Genomic DNA, 26,380 nt, shown 5'->3' with positions numbered 1-26,380 from the left:
CCCACAATATAAATGAGCAAGTGGACCGATGCGATTGAAGAAGGTTTGTTTTCTTACAACTGTTATCTTGCTGGCCGGTATCGGCCAGGTGTCGGCACAGAAGCCGGAAGTGATTATCGACCCCAGCGGACTGGGGCCTGAAGCGCTGGACGCTGTAAACAAGGGCATTTCCGCCGTCGTGCGCATGGCCGATGACCAGGACTCTGGCGAAGCCGATCGTATCCGCCGCAAGGGGCGTGAGGCGGTCATGTCTGCCCTGGCAACGCGTGGTTACTTTGCACCCGATGTGACGCTGGAAATCGGCGAGGACATCGGGGGCGAAACCTGGGATATTTCAGTTGATCCGGGGCGCGTTTCCAAAGTCAAATCGGTTACCAATAACTTTACCGGCAGTATTGCGACACCGCGCTTTAACGATCGCGTTACCCAGTTGCGCAAAGATTGGGGCTTGCCGGTAGACAAGGATTTTCTGAACGAGCAGTGGAGCAACGCCAAATCAGCCATGCTTGAGGGTGTGGCTGCCCATGATTTCTATCTGGCGCGCATGACGCATTCGCAGGCGGTGGTCAATCCTGAAACCGCGACGGTAGAGACCGAAACGACGGTAGACAGCGGCCCGGCGGTGACGCTGGGTCATACAGAAGTGGTGGGGCTGCGCCGCGTTCCCGACAGCCTGATCCGTCGCTATATCAAGTACACGCCAGGCCAGCGCTTTTCCCAGGACCAGCTCGATACCTGGCAGCAGCAGATCCAGTCGACCAATTTCTTTCGCGGCGCCTTTGTGACGCTGAAAAAACCGCCAGGCGATGAAGTCTACGCGCAGGATGCAGTGGAATTGCCTGTGGCGGTGCGGGTGTCCGAAGCACCGGCACGTTCTTTGTCCGGTTCGCTGGGGATTGATGATGCGGTCGGGCCGGGCGCCGAGATTCTTTACAAGCAGAATGTGGTGTTTGGCCAGCCGCTGATCATGGAAACGGGTGCGGCGGTCAACTCCAAGATTCAGCGCGCCTTTCTGGACTACCACCTGCCGCCGAACCTGGATGGCAGCAAGGACAGCGTGGGGGTGATGTTCCGTCATTCGGACATTCAGAAAGAAGATGTCATGCGCTATGCCCTGGGCTGGAAGCGCAGACTGGAGTTCAAGCTGGACGAATCGAGCCGGGTCGATTACGAGTCGAACTGGGGGGTGCTGGCGGCCTATGATTCGGTCAAGCGCGAGGGCGAGGACCGCTATCGGCTGCCTTCGCTGGTGGCCACCTGGGATTTTCTGCGCCGGGATGTCGACAGCAAATATGATCCGCGCGAAGGCAATCTGATTGCGCTGGGTTTGGGCGCAGGGGTGACCCTGGACAAGGGCGAGCCCTTCAGTCGCGTCGGACTGCGTGCTCAGCAGTGGTGGCCAGTCGGACGGCGCGATGTGTTTACGATGCGCGGTGAAGTGGGGCAGGTGTTTGGCTCCAGCGGCATGCGTATTCCGGATGATTTCGGCTACCGCACCGGCGGGGCACGTTCGATTCGGGGCTATAAATACAATGCGATCGGCAAGACCGTAGGCGATGACGCGGTGGTCGGAGACCGGTCGCTGGCCGTGGTGAGTGTTGAATATATGCGTTATTTTGATGATCGTTTCGGCATGGGCGTGTTTATTGATGCCGGTGATGCAGCAGAGTCTTTCGGCGATATGAAACTGAACGTCGGCTATGGCGTTGGGGCGCGAATCAAGACGCCTGCCGGTCCGCTGTTTCTTGACCTGGCCTATGGACAACGCGATCGCAGTATCCGGCTGCACTTTTCATTGGGAGTGGCGTTCTGATGAAAATGAAATATTTGCGCTGGTATCTTCGCTGGAAACCGATTGTCCTGACGATCCTGATCGGATTGTGCGCCTTTGTTTTCTGGTTCATGGGAACCAATCCGGGCAGCCGCTGGCTGCTCAATACGGTCATCGGCCAGGTGGGCGGTGAACTGACGCACGTGCAGGGCACGCTGTGGAGCGGGATCAAGCTGGATCGTCTGCTGATCGATACGCCCGAGATCAAGATTACGGGCAAGGAAGCCGTCCTGAAAGTAGACTGGCTCAAACTGTTCAAGCGCACGCTGCGCGTGGAGCAGATGAGTGTGGCTGACCTGGATGTCAAGCTGTTGCCGCTGGAAACCCCCGAGCCCTCGCCAGCCGAATCCAAGCCATTTGAAATGCCCGGTATTCCGGTTGGCATCCAGGTGGACCGGCTGGATGTAGGCAATTTTGCGCTGCTGATGCCCGATGGATCCGGCTTGCCGGTGGGACTGAGCAACTTCAGTCTGGCGGATTTGCTGATTATTGACCAGCATGCCAAGGGCACGCTCAAGAGTCTGCATGTGTCCCATCCGCAGACCGAGGTCGATCTGGCCGGTACGCTGGAAATTGAATCCATCAAAAGCCCGTACCCCATGAAGCTGGATCTGAATGCGAAGCTGGCTACGCAGAACCGGCAATCGCCGGTGTGCCTGAGCCAGTTTGTGCAGATCGGTGGTGTGCTGACCGGCGCGCTGCAACAGCGCGATTGTACGTTTGATCTGAATACGCAGGTCGCGGGCGACCTGGAAAAACTGGGCGTGGTGCTCAAAGGCAGTGGGCAGGGCGCACAGGTCGACGCAGACCTGAATCTGGGCCTGATGGGCGATGGCCTGCCATTGAACCACGCCGATGTGAATCTGAAGCTGGGCGCAGACGCCGGCTTGCAGTTGAAGGCCGATAAACAGGAAAAACAGGGCGCGGGCCAGTCTGATCGCCTGTCCGGTTCGTTTGCCAGCCAGGGTCTGACGCTCAAGGGGCAGGGCGGCGCGGCCGATTCCACGTTGACTTCGGATCTGAGCTTTGTGGCCGATGTGAAGGGGATGTCCAATCTGCAGGGCCTGCAACTGAAAGGAACGGTCGATGGTGCCAGTCGTTTCCAGGGCAAACCGTTGTCGGCTGATCTGGATCTGGATATTGACTCGCAAGGCGTTATCACCCAGCGTGAGGTGGTAGACGGCGAGCAGATGGGTGAGGCGGTACGCGACAATATCAAAGCGGCAGCGGCCCGCAAGGCGCAGGCAGAAGGCAAGACCGTGCTGACGCGCAGCGGCGAGGATGCGCTGGAAAAAGCGCAACAGGACGCCGCAAATTCAGATGCCATTCGCACGACCGTGAGTACGGTCGATCTGAATCGCCTGAACATTCGCAAGGCGGATGTGGATTTGAAACTGGGTGAAAACAGGATCACCACATCGGGCAGTTTCGGCCAGCAGGAAAGCCTGTTGCGGCTGAGCGTCGACGCGCCGAAACTGGCAGAACTGGCCGACGGCGTCAATGGAACGGCCAAAGTGTCGGGTACGCTGGCCGGTACCATCGCCTCGCATGTACTGGATATCAGCGGCAAGGTCGACCAGGGCAAGTTCAAGTCACTGGGCAAGGCGCCGCTGGATCTGTCGCTCAAGGTCAACGGCCAGTGGCACAGGCTGACTGATGACACTGATGGCTGGGAAGGCGATCTGGCTGCGTTAAATCTCACGCATGCGGGCATCCGATTGCGCAATCAGGATGCCTTGCCGTTATTATTCAATCCGAACGCTACCGGCGTGCAGACCGCGTGGTCTGCCGGACCGGGTGCGCTGGGCGTCACGTTACCGGGTGAATCCGAAACGCTGTTCAAGCTGGACGCGGCCCGCGGCAATGCACAGGGCATTGCAACGACGGGGTCGTTCAGCAACCTGGTTATCAGCGACCGGTTGATGGATGATATTGCCAGGCTGAGTGCAGCCGATGCGCCGGCGGCCAACGCGGGCGACGCGAACACGCCGGCCAGCCCCGCCGACAAAAAGGCGGCGGCCCAGGCGCTGGCGGCAAAGATCGCCGGCACGTTTCCCGATATCGGCTATGAAGGCGACTGGAATCTGAGTACCGGGAGCGGCCTGAAAGGCAAGATCAACCTGCGACGTACGTCGGGCGACCGGTTTGTGCCGCTGGCGCAGAAAATTCCGGTAGATTTCGAGACGCTCAGCATCGATCTGAACGAAACGCGCAAGAACGAAAACAGTTCTGTTCTGGCCATTGCCGCGCAGGGACAGGGACCCAAGTCCAGCCTGAATACCCGTTTGAACCTGAATATGGCAAATGTGATTCCGGTACAGGACGGCGATCTGCAGATGAAGCTGACCGACGGCTCGGGCGTGGATGCGGATTTTGAAACGACGCGGGGCGTTGCCGAGGGAACCGACAGGCTCACAGCCAACATCGGTCTGCAGTCGCTGAATGTGCAGGCGCTGTCGGGCGGCGCCACGCCTGCATCCCTGCTCACGGGCAAAATCGCGCTGGTGGCCGATACGCTGCCGCGCAAACGCGAACTGTCCGATATTGATGTGAACGCGCAATTTACCCAGGGCAGTACCTGGAATGACAAGGCGCTGCGCGGTGCGATTCGCAGCAAGGTGCATATTGCGGGCATATTCGATAAGCAGACCGAAGAAGAGCAGGCGGACCACTCGATTAAGCCCAATCTGGATAAGCTGCGTGTCAGCGACACGGATATTGATCTGCAACTGGGGAATAACCGGATCACGGCTCACGGTGGTTTTGGTGAGGACGCCAGCCAGCTTTACCTGGATGTGAACGCGCCGGCACTGGATAGTTTCTGGCCTTCACTGCCGGGCAGTGTTTTGCTGAACGCGGTGGTGGATGGTCGTGTGACCAACCACCATGCTCAGCTTTACGGCATGTACGCCAAAGAGGTCAGTCGCGCGCTGGGCAAGGCGCCCGTCGTGTTCGGGCTGGATATCCAGGGTGCATGGGACAAGGTCAATGCCGGCCAGGAAGGCTGGGTTGGCGTTCTGAACGATCTGAATTTGCGCCACACTGACTTGCGGCTGGGCCAGCAAAGCCCCTTGTCCTTGTCCTTCTTGCCGGACGATGGTCAGCACCCGATGCAGTGGGCCACGACGGCATCCCGCTTCCTGCTGGACTTGCCGGAAAACCGCAGCGCCCAGATCCTGCCGGGTGAATCCAGCGGTGATGGTTCGCAGTGGCAAACCAAAGGACAGATCAAGGATCTGGTGATCAATCCGCAGTATCTGATGAATCTGCAGAAAGCCTTTACGGCGGACGATCCGGCTGCCGCCACAGCCGCAGCCAGGGCCGCAGGCAAAGCGCTGGATGAGGCTGCTGCGATCGCGAAAAAAGCCGATGGTAAGGGTAAAGGCAAAGTCGCCGGGAAACAGGCGCCGCAAAAAGCAGTGGCCGACGCAGACATTACTCTGGATGCCGACTGGGATCTGGCCTTCAACCAGATGCTGACCGGTTCGGCGCATATCCGTCGTACCGACGGCACGGGCGTGCTGCCCTTCAAGACACCGGTGCCGATGGATTTTGACACGATTGCGTTCGATATCGTGCCGCAGCAGACCGCCGAGGTCAAAGATGGTTATGCGCTCAAGGCCTCTGCCACGGGTGAAAAGTCTCATCTGAAAGCAGACGTGAAACTGGATATGGCGACCCCGCTGCTGCTGCGCGATGCCACCGCCGATGTGGCGCTGCGCGACGGCTCAACGCTGGCGCTTCAGGCACAGGTCTCGCCCAAAGGCGGCGAGCAGGAGTCCGATCGTATTCATGTGCAGGTCAACTCCAGGGCCTTGCCCGTGAGCAAGCTGATGGCAGACAGCATTCCGAAAACCTTGCTCACGACCGATCTGACAGCGGATGTCGATATGTTCTCGCCGACCGCGATCAAGTCCGCTACGATCAAAGGCAAGTTTGACAAGGGCAGTGTCTGGAACGATCATCCTCTGGCCGGTTCGCTTGATCTGGCGGTGCGTGACCTGACCCTGGGTGGGCAGGGCAGCGCCGGGATTGATCTGAACGCCTTTCGCGTGCCTGCCGCCAATATCGACCTGGTTCTGGGCAGCAATAAAATTCGCAGCAAGGGATCGTTCGGCGAAGCCGACAGCGTGCTGACCCTGGACGTGAATGCGCCGGCTCTGTCTTCTTTCTGGCCGGGGCTGCCGGGCAGCGTGACGGTGGACGGCTCGGTCAAGGGCATGGTCAGCAAGCATGCGGTGGACATCAAGGGCATGTTCTCCCAGGGCAAATCGAAGGAACTGGGCAAGGCGCCGGTTGATTTTCATCTGGCTGCCGACGGATCCTGGGGCAAGAACGAGCAGGGCGCAGAAGGCTGGCGCGGTACGCTCTCGGTGCTTGATGTGCAGCACGCCGGGATTTCGGTCAAACAGGACAAGCCCTGGTCGCTGGCCTTCGCGCCTTCTGCCGAAGGCGGACAGCCCGCGTGGGAAGCCGGGCCCTCGGCCATTAATATCGGCCTGCCGGGCAAGCATACGATTGTGATCAACCAGGAAGGCACCAAAGGCAGCAATGGCAAATGGCAGACCAAAGGCGGTATCCGGCGCTTTGTGTTGAGTCCGACGTTTATCCGTGACATGCAGGCGCTGGCCGATCCCACGGCCAAGGCGACGCAGAATGCCAATGCCGGCATTATCGACCGGACAAAGAAAGTGCCGCAGGAAACGTCGCTGGTGCTGGATTTTGACTGGGATCTGGCGTTTGACGGGGCGCTCACCGGTAAAACGGCGCTCAAGCGGGTCAGCGGCGATTTCATGATTCCGGCTGCCACCCCGATCCCGCTGGGGCTGACCAATATGCTGGTTGCCGCCAATTTCAACAAGACCGGGGCCACGACGAGCACGGCCAATCTGAATCTGGCGTTTGACACGCAGAACAAGGGTAATCTGAAAGGCACCGGCGCCATTGCCTTCAATGGTCTGGCGCCGAATCTGAATGGCGGTTCGAAAATCACGCTGAACGGCAACCTGGCCGATATCAGCTGGATGGGACCGCTGACCGGCGATATGCTGGATCTGGGCGGGGCGCTTGCCTTGAATGTGACCGCGCAATCGCGTGCCAATGGTCAGTGGACTACCAGCGGAAAGATTTCCGGGTCCAAGGTCAAGATTGTGGAAATCGACAATGGCATCCGTTTGCTGGATGGCACGCTGGAAGCTACGCTGCGCGACAATCAGGTGGTCATCAACACGCTGCGTTTCCCTTCGGTCATTCGCATCAAGGCCAATGAATGGCGCACCAAGAAATGGATCGATGACAATGTCGAAGCGCAAAATGGTTCGCTGGGCATTACAGGTAAATGGAATCTGAATACCAGCAAGGGCGATTTCCGGGTGCTGTTCGATCACTACCCGATTATTCAGCGTTCGGACCGGTTTGTGATGATCAGTGGTGACGTGAATATTGATGCGCCGCTGCCGAAGGTGGATATCAAGGGCAAGGTCACGGCCGATGCCGGCTGGGCCAGTGTGGATATTCTGGGCAGCGTGCCGGCGGTCGATGGCGATGTGATCGTGCTCAAGCCGGGGCAGACCAAGGTGGTACAGGAAGAGTCGCCGCTTGATCTGACGCTGGACTTTACGGTCGATCTGGGCAAGCGGTTCTATATCGTGGGCCTGGGACTGGACTCTGGTCTGGTCGGCTCGCTGAATGTGATCCAGGAAAAGAATCAGCTCACGGGTGTGGGCGCGTTCCGGACACGGGGCGGCGCGATCGAGGCCTATGGACAGCGCCTGCAGATCCGGCGCGGCCGCATTACCTTCCAGGGTAATCTGGCCAATCCGATCCTGGACATCGAAGCGCTGCGCACCGGCCTCGATGTGGAAGCCGGCGTCAAGGTGGTCGGTACGGCTAAAAAGCCGAAAATCGATCTGGTTTCTTACCCCGATGTCAGCGAAGTGGAAAAACTGTCGTGGCTGCTGATGGGACGGGGTCCGGACAGCAGCGGCAGCGATGCCGCACTGCTGTTCTCGGTGGGTTCGTCCATTGTAGGCGGCGGCCAGCCGTTTTATCGCAAACTGGGGCTGGATGATATTTCCATCCGCTCGGGCAATATCGGTGAATCGGGTACGATCCTGCCCGAGAAATCGGTGGCGTCGAGCGTGAACCAGGAATCGTCCAGCGATCTGGCGCAGCAGTTTTTTGTCGCCAGCAAGAAGTTTGAAAACGGCATGACCGTCAGTGTGGAGCAGGCCATGGCCGGCACCGGCACCGTAGTGCGGGGCAGTTACCGGCTGTTCAGGAATCTGTCGGCCGATATCAAGGCCGGAACGGTCAACGGGCTGGAACTGATCTATCGCCGCTTTTTCCGGGACTGATGAGAAATGCGTAGTCCCCTGCAGCTGCAGGGGCTACAATGGCGCTTTTCCCTTCGGGGCAGACCCAGCAGAGAGACACAGTCTATGAGTATCAAGAATGACCGGTGGATTCGACAGGCGGCGCAGGATGGCATGATCAGCCCTTTCGAGGCGGGTCAGGTACGTGAAGTGGACGGCCGCAGAATTGTCAGTTACGGCACCAGCAGCTACGGCTATGATGTGCGTTGCGCAGACGAATTCAAGATTTTTACCAATATCAATTCCACGATTGTCGATCCCAAGCAGTTCGATGAAAAGTCGTTCGTGGATTTCAAGGGCGATGTCTGCATCATTCCGCCCAACTCATTTGCGCTGGCGCGCACGGTCGAGTATTTCCGCATCCCGCGTGAAGTGCTCACGATCTGCCTGGGCAAAAGCACCTATGCGCGCTGCGGTATCATCGTCAATGTGACGCCGCTGGAGCCGGAGTGGGAAGGGCATGTGACCCTGGAGTTTTCCAATACTACGCCGCTGCCGGCCAAAATCTATGCCGGCGAGGGATGTGCCCAATTCCTTTTCCTGCAGGGCGACGAAGTGTGCGAAACCTCGTATCGCGATCGTGGCGGGAAATATCAAGGTCAACAAGGCGTCACACTTCCAAGAACATAATCAGGGCTGTTTGAATCAGCCTGCCAGGAGTACCGGATGAAATTTCGTTTCCCTATCGTCATCATCGACGAAGATTTTCGCTCGGAGAGTGCGTCCGGATTTGGCATCCGGGCGCTTGCCGATGCCATCAAGGCCGAGGGCGTGGAAGTGCTCGGCGTGACCAGTTACGGTGACCTGAGCTCCTTTGCCCAGCAGCAAAGCCGCGCCAGTGCGTTTATTCTGTCCATCGACGATGAAGAGTTCGATGTAGACTCGCGCGAGGACGTGGCTCATGCCATTCGCAATTTACGAACGTTTATCGGCGAACTGCGTTTCCGTAACGAAGACATCCCGATTTACCTGTACGGCGAGACTCGCACATCCGAGCATATTCCGAATGACATTCTGCGCGAACTGCATGGGTTCATTCATATGTTCGAGGATACGCCCGAGTTTGTGGCGCGCCATATCATCCGCGAAGCCAAGAGTTATCTGGACGGGCTGTCGCCCCCGTTTTTCCGCGAGCTGGTCAAGTATGCTCAGGATGGTTCCTACTCCTGGCACTGCCCTGGTCACTCCGGCGGCGTGGCGTTTCTGAAGAGCCCGGTGGGGCAAATGTTCCACCAGTTCTTCGGCGAAAACATGCTGCGTGCAGACGTCTGCAATGCGGTGGAAGAGCTGGGCCAGCTGCTGGACCATACCGGGCCTGTAGCCGAGTCCGAGCGTAACGCGGCGCGCATTTTCCATGCGGATCACTGCTATTTCGTGACCAACGGTACGTCGACCTCCAACAAGGTGGTCTGGCACGCCAACGTGGCGAACGATGACGTGGTGGTGGTTGATCGCAATTGTCATAAATCGATTTTGCATGCGATTACCATGACCGGGGCCATTCCGGTTTTTCTGCGGCCGACCCGCAACCATCTGGGCATTATCGGTCCGATTCCGCTGGAAGAGTTCGACCCCGAAAGCATTCAGAAGAAGATCGAAGCCAACCCGTTTGCCCGCGAACTCAAGAACAAGACGCCGCGCATTCTGACGCTGACCCAGAGCACGTATGACGGCGTGATCTATAACGTCGAGATGATCAAGGAAAAGCTGGGCAGTATTGTCGATACCCTGCACTTTGACGAAGCATGGCTGCCCCATGCCGCGTTTCATGAGTTCTATACGAACATGCATGCGATCGGCCCGGACCGGCCGCGCAGCCAGGACGCGATTGTGTTTGCCACGCACTCCACGCACAAGCTGCTGGCGGGCATTTCACAGGCCTCGCAGATTGTCGTGCAGGAATCCGAGACCCGCAAGCTGGACCGTAATATTTTCAACGAAGCATTTCTCATGCATACCTCGACCTCGCCCCAGTACGCGATTATCGCGTCCTGCGATGTGTCGGCTGCCATGATGGAGCCGCCCGGCGGCACTGCGCTGGTGGAAGAGAGTATTCGCGAAGCCCTGGATTTTCGTCGCGCCATGCGCAAGGTGGCCTCTGAGTATGGCCGCAACGACTGGTGGTTCAAGGTCTGGGGGCCCAACCGCCTGGTGTCGGAAGGCATCGGCGTGCAGGAAGACTGGGTACTGGAATCGGGCGATGAGTGGCATGGTTTCGGCGACCTGGCCGAGAACTTCAATATGTTGGATCCGATCAAGGCGACCATTATCACGCCCGGACTGGATATTGACGGCAATTTTGCCGAGAGCGGCATTCCCGCCGCGCTGGTCAGCAAGTATCTGGCCGAGCACGGGATTGTGGTGGAAAAAACCGGCCTGTATTCTTTCTTTATTCTGTTTTCCATCGGCATTACCAAGGGCCGCTGGAACACGCTGGTGACGGCGCTGCAGCAGTTCAAAGATGATTACGATCGCAACGCGCCTCTGTGGCGCATCCTGCCCGAGTTCTGCGCGGACTTCCGGCAGTATGAGCGCATGGGACTGCGCGACCTGTGCCAGCGGATCCACGAGGCCTACAGCGAGCATGATGTAGCGCGCCTGACGACCGAGGTGTATTTGTCGGATATGGAGCCGGCGCTCAAGCCATCGGACGCTTTTGCCAAAATGGCGCATCGTGAAGTGGAACGCGTGCCGCTGGATCAGCTGGAGGGTCGGGTGACCGGCGTGCTGCTGACACCCTATCCACCCGGTATCCCGCTGTTGATTCCGGGGGAGCGCTTTAACAAGACCATCGCGGAATATCTGCTGTTTGCGAATGACTTCAATGCAAAATTCCCGGGCTTTGAAACCTTTATTCACGGGCTGGGTCATGTGGTGGATGATGACGGTCGTGATTTCTTCTATGTGGACTGCCTGAAACTGGATGAGTGAGTCTGTTGATGTCGTCGTCATCGGGGCCGGCGCGGCTGGCCTGATGTGCGCGGCGGTGGCCGGTCAGCGGGGACAGCGCGTGGTCTTGCTCGATCATGCCAGCCGTCTGGCAGAAAAAATCCGGATCTCCGGCGGCGGCCGCTGCAATTTCACCAATATCGGCACCACCTGGCAGCAGTTTCTGTCGGCCAACCCGGCTTTCTGCCGCTCTGCGCTGGCCAACTACACGCCCGACGATTTTCTGACCCTGGTGCGCAGTCATGGTATTGCCTGGCATGAAAAGCACAAGGGGCAATTGTTTTGCGACGACAGCAGCGAACAGATTATCGACATGCTGGTGGCCGAGTGCGACAAGGGCCGCGTCAAACGGCGCATGCAGGCGCAGGTGCTTGCCCTGCGCCAGGACGGCGGGCGCTATGCGGTTGATACGCAAGCGGGAACCCTGCATGCCGACAAGCTGGTCATTGCCACGGGCGGCATGGCCATTCCCCAGCTGGGCGCGACGGATTTCGGTCTGAAGGCGGCGCGCCAGTTTGGCCTCAAGATTATCGAACCCCGCCCTGCGCTGGTTCCCCTGACTTTTGATCAGGCCGGCTGGAAGCCGTTTGCCGAGCTGTCCGGTCTGGCCGTGCCCGTGCGTCTGGAAACCGGCGATGGCAAGCGGCGTGGCGTGTTCGACGAAGACCTGCTGTTTACCCATCGCGGCCTGTCGGGGCCGGGCATATTGCAGATTTCCAGTTACTGGGAGCCGGCCACGCCGATCCGCATTGATCTGCTGCCCGGGCGTCGCCTGGCGCAGGAACTGGTGCAGCGCAAGCAGGGCAGCCGCCAGAACTTGGTGACCGCGCTTGGTGAAGTCTGGCCGCGACGGCTGGCTGAAAACTGGCTGCAGGACCGCGGTATACCACCAGAACAGCGCCTGGCCGACACCGCAGACCGGCACTTGACACAATTGGCAGACGGGGCGCAGCCCTGGACGCTGACCCCGTCCGGTACGGTCGGCTACAAGAAGGCGGAAGTGATGCGCGGCGGGGTCGATACCCGTGAGCTGGACCAGAAAACCATGCAGGCACGCGCAATGCCCAGGCTGTATTTTATTGGTGAAGTCGTGGATGTGACCGGCTGGCTGGGCGGCTATAACTTTCAATGGGCCTGGGCGTCGGCCGTGGCCTGCGGGCGGGCGCTGTCGGCATAGCGCCAGACAGCGCAGTTGAAATCGAATTTATGCAGTAACTGTTATTTCTAATCGATTTTATTCAAAATAAACTATTTTTAGTTGTTTTTGTTCAATCGTAATCGATTTTGCGCAAATCATGCTATGCATAATCGAAATTGATATGACCATCCATGTCTCCATGGGATATCAGGCCTTGCAGCCTGATTTATGCTATAGCCGCTACTAAAAATGGCGATAATTGACGCTTCCTTCTTTCACGGTCATAATTGAATTTATACCAATTATCCAATTTCTAATTGATTTTGTTCATGCGTAATTGATTTTATGCAATATACGCTGATTCTAAGTCCCTTTATATCCCTTCGCGACACCTCCGGACCTACTTTATGAGTAATCTGCTGAATGATCCTATTGGCGCCGCGTGGCTTGAGCAGCGGTATGAGGTGTGTCCGATCAGCCGCTTGCCGGTCCACAGCCGAATCGGTAGCCGGCGGACCACCGAAATCGTGGATGGCGATAGGTTGGAAACGTACCCGGAGTCAATGCGCCCGGCAGATGAACCGGCAGCGCATCTTCAGTTCCACCTGCGTCACGAAGTGCCACAACTGGAATTTTTGTCCCGTCTGTTTGCAAGGACGGGCCCGGGGTTTATTCAGGCCTGGGTGGATGCAGAGCCTACCGGGCAATACGCCCGCCGGTCAGCCTTTCTGTATGAATGGCTGACTGAAGACGCATTGCAGGTGCCAGAGCGTATTGGAGGCAATTATGTCGATGCGATCGACGACGCCAAGCTTGTGGCCGCCTCAGGCGATCATGTGATTAAAGTGCCTCGTTGGCGCATTAAGGACAATCTGCCGGGCACTCGCTACTTTTGTCCGACGCTTGTTAAGACCGACGCGCTGGATAAGGCCATCGACCTGGATGTGCCGCAGTTATTCCAGAATCTCACTGCCGAGTTCGGTGAAGATCTGTTGCGTCGGGCAGCGGTCTGGATGACGTTACGGGAAAGCAAGGCGACATTTAAAATCGAGGGCGAAGCGGACCGCGCCAATCGTATTGAGCGATTTGCTGATGTCATGGCGCGTCGTACCGGACAGGGAGACTGTCCTTTGACTGATGTAACGCTGGCACAATTGCAGGGTGAGATACTCGGTAAGCGCACTTCGCTCACCCGTCTGGGACTGCGCAGCTCACCTGTTTTTGTCGGAGAAACGGTCCACTATCAAGATATCGTGCATTACGTGGCGCCGCCGGCCGAGGATGTGGCGGTGATGCTGGAAGGTCTGCAGGTTTTTCTTGAACGAACACGGGGTCAGTCGTCCGTGATGCGCAGCGCGGTTGCGGCTTTCGGTTTTGTGTATATTCATCCGCTGGCTGATGGCAATGGCCGGGTTCACCGCTTTCTGATCAATGACATATTGAGACGTGATGGGGTAGTACCGGAGCCTGTCATTTTGCCCGTGTCAGCGGTCATCACGGACGACGCGGGAGAGCGCCGCAGTTATGATCGGGTGCTCGACGAGGTTTCCAAACCCTTAATGCACGTGGTGCGAGAACATATCACATTCAAATCCACGCAAGTGACCTATCCCGACGGGGTTGTATCCAACTTCGAGTTCGACGGTGTCGAGCAGGCGTATCCTGTCTGGCGTTATCCTGATCTGGGGCCTCACGTCATTTTTCTGTCCAATATAGTCATGCGCACGCTGACAGAACAGATGCGCGAACAATCCCGGTATCTGCGCAGTCTCGGGCGCGCGCGCCAGGCGCTCAAAGAAATTGTTGAAATGCCTGATCAGCAGGCAGATCGTGTGTTGCGTTCCATTGAACAAAATCGGGGTGAACTGAGCAATGCTCTGGCGAAGGAGATGCCGGTATTACGCGAAGCCGATGTGTGGAATCAAATCACTGAGGCCGTTTTACAGGCGTTTCAGGAAGATCCACCCGTTGATCGTCATGTCCTCGAACGCTATCATCCCACACGACCGGCCGGTGGTTCCGTTTAAGCGCAGCGCGCGATCACAGGCGAAGGCTGCTCGGGTGACCAGGGCTGAATGCAAAATTAAGGGGCTGCAAATGTTGAGGAGTTGGGCCAGCTGATGTTTCCTGGCAAGAGGTCATGTGTGACGGGGCGTTGGTGCCGGTTCGGGTGGCGGCCATCCATGGCGGCCGCGATATAAATTATAAAAATGAGAATGCCGAACCGGTCAGCCCTGGACTACCGGCTTAGAAGCCCAGGTCGATATTGGCGATTTTGCGGGCATCGATCACGATTTCACGGCCGCTGGGTGAGTAGCCGGTCAGGCGAAAGCCGGAATCGGTTTTGCCGCCCATCAGGGACAGTTCAAAACTGTTTTCGTCGGTGCCGAAAGACTGGTCAACTGCAGTGTATGCCTTGATTTTCAGGTTGGCGACGATTTCCTCGTTGCCGTCGGCCTGGATCGTGCCTGAATACAGGTAATGGGCATCGCCCCCCCGGACCTTGTTGTCTTCGACGACCGTCACTCCGGCGTGGGCTTTGGAATCTGCGATCACTGTTGCGTAGAAACCGTTATCCATAATAGTACTCCTTATATAGTTGCCGCTAGGCGCTTGATGCTGACTACATTGTCCGCCGCCATTGGATCATGTCGGCAGACATTGAATCTGTTGATGAAAAACGTTTATTCAGATCTGGTATTGATATTATTTCATGCTGTCGTTCATCAGCGGTTAGCCAGTGTACTGCAGCATGATGACATTTATGTGAGGGTTGGTCACAGACGATGTACTGCTTGTCGTCAAGTGTATTCTATCTCTTTTCGGAAGAATTATTTAGTTGAAACAATAATATGTAACAGTTCGTATTGTCGCGCTAACAGGTAATAAATAACGCTATCTCCGGCTAACGCGCAAGGTGTGAAAAGAAGCAGTGCACGCCTGCCGCTGGCTGGCGGGCAATGACGCGAAAAATGCCTGGCGGGGTTGCCCGAATGGATTTTTTTGCCGTTTGCATGTATCCTTTCGCATGCTTTTAAATTGTCGTGGGAGAGAGCAGCAGGCACCCGCCGGGTCGTCGTGTTGCCACCGAAGGCGCAATTCGCCCGGAATCGCTCAGGTCCATGTACCGCACAATCACCGGCCCTGCCGGTAAGGCACTCTGGAGAGACCTTTTCAATAAGGCGCCGAAGGGGAAACGCGCTTGGTTCGCAAGGGGTTGGCGGCGAATGCAGTCACTCGCCAATTGTTTGAACCGGCATGCGCGCTGTAACTCTCAGGCAAAAGGACAGAGGGCGAAACGCGCCGGTTTCATGGTGAAGCCTGCGTGCTGCGACCCTTCAATCCCGCTCAAACAGGTGCAAGCATGTCTACTCAGGCAACTCCCCAGACTCCCTCCGGCAGTGCTCCCGCCGCCGCTCTTCACCGTACGTCTCTTTTTGCCGCGCATCAGGCGGCAGGCGCCAAAATGGTTGATTTCGGCGGCTGGGAAATGCCTATTTCCTACGGTTCGCAACTGGCTGAACACCACGCGGTACGCCAGAAAGCAGGCATGTTCGATGTGTCGCATATGCTCAATGTCGATGTCACCGGCCTGCAGGCCCGCCGCTTTCTGAGCCTGCTGCTGGCCAACGACGTGGCCCGGCTGGCCATTTCCGGCAAGGCGCTCTATAGCTGCATGCTCAATCCGCAAGGCGGGGTGATTGACGATCTGATCGTGTACTTTTTTGATGACGACCGTTGGCGCGTGGTGGTCAATGCCGGCTGCGCCGATAAAGATCTGGCCTGGATGCAGGGCGTGATCGACGAACACAAGCTGGATGTCAAACTCAACGCCCGGCGCGACCTGGCCATGATTGCCGTGCAGGGCCCGCAGGCCCGTGAGCTGGTGTGGCAGGTGCATCCTGAATGGCAGGGCGCCACCGAAGCGCTCAAAGCCTTTTTCGCAGCCAGTGTGGCACAGGACACGCTGGTGGCCCGCACCGGCTATACCGGTGAAGACGGGTTCGAAATCGTGCTGCCTGCCGCGCAGGCCGAAACGCTGTGGAACCAGCTGCTTGCCGCCGGCGTGACCCCTTGCGGTCTGGGCGCGCGCGACACCCTGCGTCTGGAAGCCGGCATGAACCTGTACGGGCAGGATATGGACGAACAGATCCAGCCCGCCCAGGCAGGACTGACCTGGACGGTCAACCTGAACGATCCCCAGCGCCAATTCATCGGGCGCCAGGCGATTGAAACCGAACCGCGCAAAAATACCTTTATCGGCCTCACGCTCGGTGATCGCGGCGTGATGCGCGCGCACATGAAGGTGCGCACGGCCCGCGGCGAAGGGGAAATTACCAGCGGCACCATGTCGCCAACGCTGGGTGTGTCGGTCGCATTCGCGCGTCTGCCTGAAGGCGTGGCCGCAGGCGAGTCCGCCGAAGTCGAGATTCGTGGCAAGTGGGTGCCTGCTGTCGTCACGGCGTTGCCGTTTGTGCGCCACGGCAAGCCCGTGACCGCCAAGCCAGCCCCGCCGTCACAGAAATAGAAAACCGTCACATAAACCTTGATACTATATGACCGTGTGCAACATGGTTATTTTCCTCTTCCAGGAGTCTTGAATGAAATTACCTACCGATCGTAAATATACCTCCTCGCATGAGTGGGTCCTGGCCGAAGGCGACGTGTTCGTTGTCGGCATCACTGATAATGCCCAGGAGCAACTGGGCGATCTGGTCTACGTGGGCGATGTCCAGGTGGGCGCGCAACTGAAGGCGGGCGATACCGCCGGAGTTGTTGAATCCGTCAAGGCGGCTTCCGATATTTATGCGCCGGTCGACGGCGAGATCGTGGCATTCAACGACGTGCTTGAAGGGCAGCCCGATCTGGTCAATGAAGATTCCTATACCAACTGGATTTTCAAGATCAAGCCGGCCAATGCTGCCGATGCAGACAAGCTGATGGACGCGGCCGGCTACGAAGCGCAGGCCTGACAACCCGCCAACGTTGTCCGCCATGGCGGCCCCGCGCGGGCCTGAGAAGGGCGGCAACGCCGGCACGATTGATTACCACCGGATTACCCAGATTATGTTGCACACACACGAAGCGGCGTCCCAGGAATTTGTCGGACGCCATATCGGGCCGTCTGAGGCCGAGCAGGCAGAAATGCTGTCTGTGATTGGCGCAGAAAGCCTTGATGAACTGATTAACGAGATTGTTCCTTCCCGCATTCGCAATGCGGCGCCACTGGCGCTGGACGGCCCTCGCAGCGAAGCCGATATGCTGGCGTCGTTGCGCGCCATTGCGCAAAAAAATGCGCTCTATCGCAATTACATTGGCCAGGGCTATTACGGTACCCTCACGCCCAATGTGATTTTGCGCAATATCCTTGAAAACCCGGCCTGGTACACCGCCTACACGCCGTATCAGCCCGAGATTTCCCAGGGTCGCCTGGAGGCGCTGCTCAATTTCCAGACCATGGTTGCCGATCTGACGGCGCTGGATATTGCCAACGCCTCTTTGCTGGATGAAGGCACGGCCGCAGCTGAAGCCATGACGCTGGCACGCCGCTCTGCAAAGTCCAAAAGCGATGTCTTTTTTGTCTCTTCGCATTGCCATCCGCAAACCATCGAAGTGGTAAAAACCCGGGCTGAAGGCCTGGGCATCAAGGTGCAGGTGGCCGATGAAGCCGAAGGCCTGCCCGAATGCTTTGGCGTGTTGCTGCAGTATCCGCACAGCCTGGGCGGCGTCAGTGACTATACGCAACTGACAGCAGACGCGCACGCGGCGGGTGCCGTGGTGGCGGTGGCCACCGATCTGCTGGCCCTGGCCATCATGAAGGCCCCCGGCGAATGGGGTGCCGACATTGCCGTGGGCTCTGCGCAGCGCTTTGGCGTGCCGCTGGGCTTTGGTGGCCCGCATGCCGGCTTCATGGCATGTCGTGATGCATTCAAACGCACCATGCCGGGTCGTCTGGTCGGAGTCTCCAAAGACGCACAGGGCAAGCCAGCCATGCGTCTGGCGCTGCAGACCCGCGAACAGCATATCCGTCGCGAGAAGGCGACCTCCAATATTTGCACGGCGCAGGTTCTGCTTGCAGTCATGGCCAGCATGTTTGCGGTCTATCACGGTGCCAAGGGCGTGCGTCGCATTGCCCAGCGTGTGTATGTGACTACCACCTTATTGCGCAGCCTGCTGCAGAGCGCCGGCTATCAGGTACAGAATGAAAGCTGGTTCGACACGCTGCGCGTGCAGACCACGCATGCCGAGGCCTTGCGCCGTGAATTGGACGCGGCAAAAATCAACGTGCGCTGGTTGTCCGGGAATGAGTTTGCCCTGTCCATGGACGAAACAGTCACACTGGCCGATCTGCAGAACCTGGCCGATGTCCTGACCCGCGCCAGCGGTGCGGCAACGATTGATGTCGCTGCCCTGAATGCCGGGGAAGACACCTTTGTGCCTGTCACGCTGGCCCGTCAGTCCGCGATTCTGTCCCATCCGATTTTCTCCAGCATTCATTCTGAAACCGATATGCTGCGTTATCTGCGCGGTCTGGCCGATAAGGATCTGGCGCTGGATCGTTCCATGATCCCGCTCGGTTCCTGCACCATGAAGCTGAATGCAACGGCCGAGATGATTCCGATCACCTGGCCCGAATTTGCCCATATCCACCCGTTTGCGCCTTCTGCGCAGACCACGGGCTATGCCGAACTGGTGGAACGGTTGTCTGCCGCACTGTGTGAAATCACCGGCTATGATTCGGTCAGCCTGCAGCCCAACTCGGGCGCCCAGGGCGAATATGCCGGCCTGCTGGCCATTCGCGCCTATCATCAGGCCAACGGCCAGGGGCAGCGCAACGTCTGCCTGATTCCCGCTTCTGCGCACGGCACCAACCCGGCCTCGGCCAATCTGGCCGGCATGTCGGTCACGGTTGTGGCATCCGACAGCAACGGTAATGTCGATGTTGAAGACCTGAAGCGCAAAATCGAACAGACCGGCGATCGCCTGGCAGCGCTGATGATTACCTACCCGTCGACCCATGGTGTGTTCGAGGAAGCGATCGTGCAGATTTGCGATCTGGTGCACGAGGCCGGTGGCCAGGTGTATCTGGACGGCGCCAATATGAACGCCATGGTCGGTCTGGCCAAGCCTGGCCAGTTCGGTTCCGACGTCTCGCACCTGAACTTGCACAAAACCTTCTGCATTCCGCATGGCGGTGGCGGTCCCGGCGTGGGTCCGGTCGCTGTTCGCGCGCATCTGACACCCTATCTGCCGGGCGTGTTGAATGAAAAAGGCGCGCCCGATGCCGCGGCCAATGGCCGTCCGGGTCCGGTGTCTTCCGCGCCGTTTGGTTCGGCCAGCATTTTGCCGATCTCTTACGCTTATATCGCCCTGATGGGGGCCTCGGGCCTGCAGCGCGCTACCGAAGTGGCACTCTTGAATGCCAACTACATTGCTACCCGCCTGGCGCCGCATTATCCGGTGCTCTACAGCGGTCGCAATGGCCGCGTGGCACATGAGTGCATTCTGGACTTGCGCCCGATCAAGGACGCTTGCGGCATTACCGTGGACGATGTGGCCAAGCGCCTGGTCGATTATGGTTTCCATGCGCCGACCATGAGTTTCCCGGTGGCGGGCACCCTGATGGTGGAACCCACCGAGTCAGAAAGCCTGAAGGAGCTGGACCGGTTCGTGGAGGCCATGATCGCCATCCGTCGCGAAATCGCCCAGGTGGAAGCGGGCACCGCGGATGCCAAAGACAATGTGCTGACCAACGCACCGCATACCGCGCAAATGCTCACGGCCGACGAGTGGACGCATCCGTATGCGCGCAGCGCAGCGGCGTATCCCGGACACGTCTCACCTGTCGGCAAATATTGGCCGCCGGTGGCGCGCGTCGATAACGCCTTTGGTGATCGTAACCTGGTGTGCTCGTGCCCGCCGCTGGAAGCCTATATGGACTAGCGCTGGCGAAGGCCGAAGTCAGCCGGGGCGGCAACGCAGGACAACGTCCGGCGGGCCGCCCCGGTTTTTTTGCATGGTCGGAAGTCGCGATATGAGCGGGCCAGAAATCCATTCACTTCCTCATGCCAGTAACCTGTTCACTTCCAGACAGGATTGCTCCAGGCGCGCTTGCCGTCTGCCGCGATCAGCACGACCCGATACCAGGGGCTTTTTGCCAGCGGGGACAGGTCGATGCTGGCGCGGGTAAGCCCGGTTGCAAACTGATGCGCCATCAGGTAACCGGCGCCCACGACCAGCACGCCGTTCACGGCAGAACAGGACACCGTCAACTGGTCTTCGCGGGTTTCAATCTGATGAAACACCGGCCCTTGTGTGGAGTAAAACTGGCCGGCCTTCAGGGCTGCGACGATATCAGCCTGATCACGACTTTGCGCCTTGAGCTGCACCCAGGCCGCGCCAAAATCCGGTGACTTGAAATGCGCATCATCCACAGCCGTAGCCAGCATCCGTTGTCCACGATCCAGCAGGCCATCCAGCAAATAAGCGCCATCGCCTTTATCGTGCATGATCTGGCAGCCATGATTATAGATTTCCACCGCATGTGCACAGTCAATGGTAAGCGCATCGGCCAGCGACAGGCTGTACCAGGCGGGATGCACCAGGGTAATAAAGGCGCCGGCATCGGCGGCACGACGGGCGATGGTCGGACCGTCTTCGCCCTCACGGGTGGGCTCAAAATCGTAGGGCAGGCCAATGGCGGTGATATGCCACAGCGCGCTATTCTCGTTGCGGGGCGCATGCAGTTCCGCTGCCGCCAGAGGTGTAAAGGTATCGGTCTGGTACTGCCGCGCATCGGTCAGCGGAAATTCATAAGAGGGCAGAAAGTGGTCGGTCAGCGCCAGGAAATCGTAGCCGGATTCTTTATAGCGTCTGACTACTTCTTCGGTCGGCAGCATGCCGTCGGAGTTGGTGGTGTGCGCATGCAGGTTGCCGCGCAGGAAAGGGCCGGGGGCGGAAAACAAAGCATCGAGTGTCATGAGAATTCCTTTACGTTGTATTGGGAAATATGCGTGCTGACCGATTCGTAGTCAGGCATGATCCAGGTCGCACCGGCATCACGCAGTTGCTCGTCCAGTGCGGGGGTGGCGTGGCTGCCGCCGGTGAAACCGATCACGGGCATGCCAGCGGCGACAGCCGCGCGCACACCGCTGGGGCTGTCATCAATCACCAGACAATGTTCTGGAGGCGTGGCGTTCCGGCGGGCGGCGTACAGAAACAGATCGGGTGCAGGCTTGCCTTGCGCGACATCGTCTGCGCTAAAGATGCGACCGGTAAAATAATGCGTGAGTCCCGTCGCTTCAAACGTAAACCGTAGCCGTTCGTGGCTGCTGTTTGAAGCGACGCAGTATGGCAACGCCAGGGTTTCCAGAAACGGAATGAAGCCCTGGACCGGCGCCAGCTCCCGGCGAAAAGCCGCTTCGGTCAGTTGCATTTTGCGCTCGGCAAATGTGGCGGGCAATTCGATGTGGTACTGCTGGCGGATGCGTGCCAGGCCGGTCTCAAGCGTCTGGCCGACCAGCAGATCGGCAACCTCTTGTTCAGTCAGATCCAGGCCGAATTCGGCCAGCGCCATGGCAGAGGTGCGGGTAGACAGGACTTCGCTGTCGGCGATTACGCCGTCGCAGTCAAAAATAATTAAATCCAGGGAGGAGGTCATGGGATACCGTGAAAAAAGGGCTTATTTTGCGAGCAGGGCGTTGGTGGCTTCTACCATTTTTGCCAGTCCGTCCTCGGGCGTGACGTTGCCGCGCATGACCGAGCCGATAATGTCACGCTGGGTACGCCAGATCTGTACACCGCTGTTGCCGGGATAACCGCCCCAGGGGCTGGCGTACTGGATCTGTTTCAGACTGGTTTCCCAATTCGGGTTCTTTTTGTAGAAGTCGCCCAGATATTCGGGTTGCAGGGCGATCTTGTTGGTGGGCATATAGCCTGAACCCAGTACGGCGTCGGTTTGTCCCTTCGGACCGGTGGCATATTTGATGAACTTCCAGGCGGCCTGCTGGCGCTTGTCATCCTTGGCCAGAATCATCATGGCGTTGCCGCCGGTGGGCACTTTGCCTGTTTCCCGGTTCTCCAGGGGAAAGACGGAAGAGCGCAATTCAAAGCGCGTGCCGATCAGTTCTGAAAATGCCCGGGCGCTATTGGGCGATGCAAAAATAAAGCCCAGTTTGCCGGATACGAATTGTTGGCGCGACTGATCGAAGTCGCGCAGAGCCATGGCGCCATCGGTGACAAAGCTGCGCGCTTTTTTCATGGCGTGCAGGCCTGATTCGCCGCCAAAGGCGACGGTTTTGCCGTCCTGATTCATGATGGGGGCGCCTTGTTCCATGATGAGTGCGCGCCAGAGCCAGTCATCGGGCCAGGCGTGAACGTCGTAGGCCATGCCATTGGTGCCATCACCCGTTTTACCGATCCTGGCTGCCAGTGCCATGAGCGAGGCCCAGTCTGTGGGGAAGGCATCGGGATCGCCGCCGGCTTTTTTCACCAGATCGGCATTGTAGAAAATGACGGGTGTAGAGGCGTTGAAGGCCAGCCCGTATTGTGTTCCGTTCACCTGCGCCAGCTTGAGGATCGATGACTCGTAATTATCAGTGAGCCATTGTGCCGGTTCTTTTTCGATGAATGGCTTCAGATCCACGGCCTGCTTGCGCCGTTGCAGGGCATGCACCAGTTCCGGCAACAGATGAAAGCCGGAGAAATACACATCGGGCAACTGGCCAGTCATCATGCTGCGCAGCACAGCCTGGTGTGCTTCGTCATAGGAGGGGGGCGAGGCGCGAAAGCGAATGACGATATCCGGATTCTCTTTGGTAAAGGCCTGCGCCACTTTTTCATAAAAAGGATTATGACCCGGCCAGGCGTGCATGACATCCAGGGTCATGGTTTCGGCCTGCGCCACAACAGCGTGCCCGCACAAGGCGCTTACCGACAGTCCCAGCAGGATCCGACGAACAGTTTTCATATCACTTATACTCCAGAGGAAAAACTTCGGACTGGCGGCCCGAAGCCGGCGCCGTTACTTGACGCCTGTATTGGTTACGCCCTGAATAAAATGGCGTTGAATAAAAAGGAAAAGCACCATGAGTGGCAGGGTCACGATGGTGGCCGATGCCATCAGCGCGCCAAAGTTCGCACCGCTTTCAGGGTCGGCAAACGAGGCCAGCCCCAGCGGCGGGGTCATGAGCTCGGCGTTGGTGATCACGATCAGCGGCCAGTACAGATCATTCCAGTGACTGGTCACGGAAAAGACCGCAAAGGCCGCAATGGCCGGTTTGCTGGCAGGCACCACGATCGTCCACAAAATGGCTTTTTCAGACAGGCCATCAAGCCGTGCTGCCTGCACGATGTCTTCGGGAAAGGTCTTGAAGGATTGTCTGAACAGAAAGATGGCAAAGACTGACAGAAAGAACGGCACCATCAGCGCAAAATAGGTATTGAGCAAATCGGTGATGGCCAGGCCAAGAAAAAGGGGAATTGCCGGCACCTGGATGGGGATGCACAGGCCGAGCAGCACCAGGCCGAACAGCACGCGTTCGCCGCGAAAGCGATAGCGCGCCAGTGCCCATCCGCAAGGAATGGCGGTGGCAAGCTGCACGACCAGCACGCCCAGGCAGACGATCGTGCCGTTGAACATATACAGCAGCAGCGGCGCATCGTTCAGTGCAGTACGAAAATTGTCCCAGCCGGTAAATTGTTGCGGCAGCCAGTTGAAGGTGCCGGAAAAGACTTCCTGCGCGGGGCGAAAGGAGGTGACAATCATCCAGTAAAACGGGAACAGCATGACGAAGGCGAGCGCAAGCAGGATGGCATGGCGCAACAGGGCATAAAGGGCGGGGCGCGACAGAAGACGGCCGGCGGGGGCGGTGTTCAATGTGTTCACAGGTAATGAACCTTTCTTTCGGTGATGCGGGTCTGCAGCCAGGAGAGCACCAGGATGCAGGCAAGAAACAGGACAGTCATCGCTGCCGCGCTGCCGGTACGCAAATACTGGAAGCCTTCGAGATAAATCTGATAAAGGATGACTTCGCTTGCGCCCTGCGGCCCGCCGCGCGTGAGGACAGCAACGGTATCGAAGACTTTGAATGCCGTCAGGCTTGAGGTCACAATCACAAACAGCATCGTGGGTCCGAGCAGCGGCAAGGTGACCGTAAAGAAGCGGTCCAGCGGACGGTCTGCGCCATCGACGCTGGCGGCGTCATAAAGATCCTGGGGAATCGCGACCAGACCGGCGATGAACAGTACCATGTTGAAGCCGGCCAGTTGCCACACGCCAATCACGGCAAGCGAGAACAGCACCATCCCGGGATCGCCGAAAAATTCGATGGGGGTAAAGCCCAGGCTGTGCAACAGTTGATTGACCGGACCGATCTGGCCGTGCAGCAGATATTTCCAGACCGTCGCCATGGCGACCAGTGTGGCGGTGACCGGCAGAAAAAAAAGGCATTGGTACAGGCGGCGTCCCTTGCCGACGCTTTGCACCAGCACCGCCAGCAGCAGGCCGCCGATTACCGAGCCAGGGACGACGAACAGTGTGTACAACAAGGTATTGTGCAAGACGTGCCAGAATTTCGGATCGCGAAGCACGGAAAGATAATTGTCGATACCGACGAAGGCGGTATCGGGCATGCCCAGCTCGTAATTTGTGAAACTGAGCAGCGCTACGATCACGACCGGCAGAATCAGGGTCGTCAGCATGAGGAACGAGGCCGGCAGCGCGAACCACCAGGCCAGGCTGTCAGGCCAGCGGTATTTGGTCCTGGCGGGCGTCGGTTCCGTTGCAGCCGCAGCGGTGATGGCAGCAGTAGCGATCGTGTTCATGGTTCAGGACACGCGCTTGTGCAGGGGCAGGATTTCGCACACCGATGTAGCCGGCGGCAGTCGGCTGCCTTGCGCATCGAACCAGAATGTCTGCGCCAGATCTATTTCGAAAGTGAGCTTATCCCAGCCATTGCCACGGCTACGCATCTGGTCCACATCGGCTACCGGCGCGCGCGCCACAATGGTTTCCTGCGAATCCGGGTGTCGGCAAAACAGCAGGGCGTCGTGACCCAGCACCTCTATGCGTTCAAAGAGGGCGGGAATACGCAGCGTGTGAGCGCCGTAGTGTGTGCTGCGATCAGCCAGTTTCAGATGTTCCGGGCGAAAGCCCATATGAACGGTGTCGGCGGCCTGCACGGGCAATTGAATCGAGGCGTCCTTCAGCCAGGCGCGGTGCGGGCTGTTGGAGGTAATGGCCAGTATGTTCATTTCCGGGCTGCCGATAAAACGGGCGACGCGGATATCCTGCGGGTCGTCATAGAGCTCCCTGGGCGTGCCGACCTGCACGATGCAGCCGTCCATCACCACGGCCACCCGGGTTGACAGGGTCATGGCTTCGACCTGGTCATGTGTCACATAAATGAAGGTAGCGCCGGTGCGCTGGTGCAGTGCCGAGATTTCAGCGCGCATATGTACGCGCAGACGGGCGTCCAGATTGGATAGCGGCTCGTCCATCAGAAAAACGCCAGGCTGTTTGACCATCGCCCGGGCGACCGCGACACGTTGTCGCTGGCCACCTGACAATTGTGCGGGTCTTGAGTGCAGCAGGTTTTCGATTTCCACCTGGGCGGCCACGGTTGCCACTTCCTGCGCAATCCGGGCACGCAGCTTGCGGCTGCCGGGCCAGAAGCGGCCGATGAGCGGAATGCGTGCCATGGCGGGCAGACGCTGCATGCGCAGGGGCGTGGCAATATTTTCAGCCACCGTCATGTGAGGATAGAGTGCGTAACTCTGAAATACCATCGACACGTTGCGGTCGCGCGCAGGCAGGGCTGTGACATCGCGTTCGCCGATATGAACCTGGCCGCTGTCATGAGGTGTGAGGCCTGCGATGATGCGCAGCAGGGTGGACTTGCCACAGCCGGAAGGGCCGACGAGCGTGAGAAACTCACCGGCGGCGACTTCCAGCGATACATTGTTGAGCGTGCGTTTGGTGCCGTAAACCTTTTCGATCCGGGCAAGGCTGACTGAAGCGGCCATGATGACGATACCTGTCTTGTCTGAACAGGCATCATTCTATTGGTTATTTATTTCAATATTATT

At 58.3% G+C, this 26,380-nt stretch carries 16 protein-coding genes and 2 riboswitches; of the genes, 9 read left to right on the top strand and 7 right to left on the bottom strand.

The genetic code is table 11. From position 1 onward, the window contains the following. The first annotated feature begins 28 nt into the window (after window positions 1-28). The 6 genes from W822_RS25610 (at window position 29) to W822_RS25585 (ending at window position 14,319) form a co-directional block, all read left to right on the top strand. Window positions 29-1,813 carry an autotransporter assembly complex protein TamA gene (locus tag W822_RS25610; RefSeq protein ID WP_024003351.1) on the top strand — a complete coding sequence of 595 codons (1,785 nt, stop codon included), beginning with the start codon at window positions 29-31 and terminating at the stop codon, window positions 1,811-1,813. Further along, the gene (locus W822_RS25605; protein WP_024003350.1) at window positions 1,813-8,187 is read left to right on the top strand and encodes a translocation/assembly module TamB domain-containing protein; all 6,375 of its coding nucleotides are present in this window, start codon (window positions 1,813-1,815) and stop codon (window positions 8,185-8,187) included. The genes W822_RS25610 and W822_RS25605 overlap by 1 nt, the downstream gene beginning before the upstream one ends. Before the next feature lie 84 nt (window positions 8,188-8,271). After that, the gene (gene dcd / locus W822_RS25600) at window positions 8,272-8,835 is read left to right on the top strand and encodes a dCTP deaminase (RefSeq protein ID WP_024003349.1); all 564 of its coding nucleotides are present in this window, start codon (window positions 8,272-8,274) and stop codon (window positions 8,833-8,835) included. 36 nt (window positions 8,836-8,871) lie between these two features. Next, window positions 8,872-11,136, top strand: coding sequence for an arginine/lysine/ornithine decarboxylase (locus tag W822_RS25595; protein WP_024003348.1), 2,265 nt, complete (start codon window positions 8,872-8,874; stop codon window positions 11,134-11,136). After that, a complete protein-coding gene (locus W822_RS25590; RefSeq protein ID WP_024003347.1) occupies window positions 11,129-12,331 on the top strand; it encodes a BaiN/RdsA family NAD(P)/FAD-dependent oxidoreductase in 1,203 nt (400 codons plus the stop codon). Before W822_RS25595 ends, W822_RS25590 begins: the two co-directional genes overlap by 8 nt. 368 nt (window positions 12,332-12,699) lie before the next feature. Beyond that, entirely contained in the window at window positions 12,700-14,319 is a 1,620-nt protein-coding gene (locus W822_RS25585; RefSeq protein WP_024003346.1) for a Fic family protein, read from the top strand. 220 nt (window positions 14,320-14,539) lie between these two features. Here W822_RS25585 and W822_RS25580 read toward each other — a convergent pair whose 3' ends face one another. Beyond that, complete coding sequence (locus W822_RS25580; RefSeq protein WP_024003344.1) at window positions 14,540-14,872, bottom strand: GrlR family regulatory protein; 333 nt, start codon at window positions 14,870-14,872, stop codon at window positions 14,540-14,542. 455 nt (window positions 14,873-15,327) lie between these two features. Next, a riboswitch (glycine riboswitch) is annotated at window positions 15,328-15,432 on the top strand. 10 nt (window positions 15,433-15,442) lie between these two features. Beyond that, window positions 15,443-15,592, top strand: a riboswitch (glycine riboswitch). Window positions 15,593-15,656: 64 nt separating this feature from the next. Here W822_RS25580 and gcvT point away from each other — a divergent pair. The 3 genes from gcvT (at window position 15,657) to gcvP (ending at window position 20,236) form a co-directional block, all read left to right on the top strand. Beyond that, window positions 15,657-16,820 (top strand): glycine cleavage system aminomethyltransferase GcvT, encoded by a 1,164-nt coding sequence (gene gcvT, locus W822_RS25575; RefSeq protein WP_024003342.1) that lies wholly within the window; start codon window positions 15,657-15,659, stop codon window positions 16,818-16,820. Window positions 16,821-16,893: 73 nt separating this feature from the next. Continuing rightward, window positions 16,894-17,265, top strand: coding sequence for a glycine cleavage system protein GcvH (gene gcvH / locus W822_RS25570; protein WP_024003341.1), 372 nt, complete (start codon window positions 16,894-16,896; stop codon window positions 17,263-17,265). A gap of 94 nt (window positions 17,266-17,359) precedes the next feature. Beyond that, window positions 17,360-20,236 (top strand): aminomethyl-transferring glycine dehydrogenase, encoded by a 2,877-nt coding sequence (gcvP, locus tag W822_RS25565; RefSeq protein WP_024003340.1) that lies wholly within the window; start codon window positions 17,360-17,362, stop codon window positions 20,234-20,236. 137 nt (window positions 20,237-20,373) lie between these two features. On the opposite strand, the gene W822_RS25560 is transcribed toward gcvP, so the two are convergent. The 6 genes from W822_RS25560 to W822_RS25535 are packed head-to-tail and all read right to left on the bottom strand — an operon-like array spanning window position 20,374 to window position 26,317. Beyond that, window positions 20,374-21,273: a CehA/McbA family metallohydrolase gene (locus W822_RS25560; protein ID WP_024003339.1), complete on the bottom strand. Its 900-nt coding sequence runs from the start codon at window positions 21,271-21,273 to the stop codon at window positions 20,374-20,376. Continuing rightward, entirely contained in the window at window positions 21,270-21,953 is a 684-nt protein-coding gene (locus W822_RS25555; protein ID WP_024003338.1) for an HAD family hydrolase, read from the bottom strand. Before W822_RS25555 ends, W822_RS25560 begins: the two co-directional genes overlap by 4 nt. A 21-nt stretch (window positions 21,954-21,974) precedes the next feature. Next, window positions 21,975-23,261, bottom strand: a complete 1,287-nt coding sequence (locus W822_RS25550; RefSeq protein ID WP_024003337.1) for an ABC transporter substrate-binding protein — start codon at window positions 23,259-23,261, stop codon at window positions 21,975-21,977. Between the two features lie 54 nt (window positions 23,262-23,315). Continuing rightward, window positions 23,316-24,179, bottom strand: coding sequence for a carbohydrate ABC transporter permease (locus W822_RS25545; protein WP_024003336.1), 864 nt, complete (start codon window positions 24,177-24,179; stop codon window positions 23,316-23,318). Continuing rightward, window positions 24,176-25,117 (bottom strand): carbohydrate ABC transporter permease, encoded by a 942-nt coding sequence (locus tag W822_RS25540; protein ID WP_024003335.1) that lies wholly within the window; start codon window positions 25,115-25,117, stop codon window positions 24,176-24,178. Before W822_RS25540 ends, W822_RS25545 begins: the two co-directional genes overlap by 4 nt. 3 nt (window positions 25,118-25,120) lie before the next feature. After that, a complete protein-coding gene (locus W822_RS25535) occupies window positions 25,121-26,317 on the bottom strand; it encodes an ABC transporter ATP-binding protein (RefSeq protein ID WP_024003334.1) in 1,197 nt (398 codons plus the stop codon). Between the last annotated feature and the right edge of the window lie 63 nt (window positions 26,318-26,380).

This window comes from Advenella kashmirensis W13003 (assembly GCF_000506985.1).
Taxonomy (GTDB): Bacteria; Pseudomonadota; Gammaproteobacteria; order Burkholderiales; family Burkholderiaceae_B; genus Advenella; species Advenella kashmirensis_A.
The sequence above is the reverse complement of the archived record's forward strand: the minus strand, read 5'-3'. Positions and strand labels throughout refer to the sequence as shown.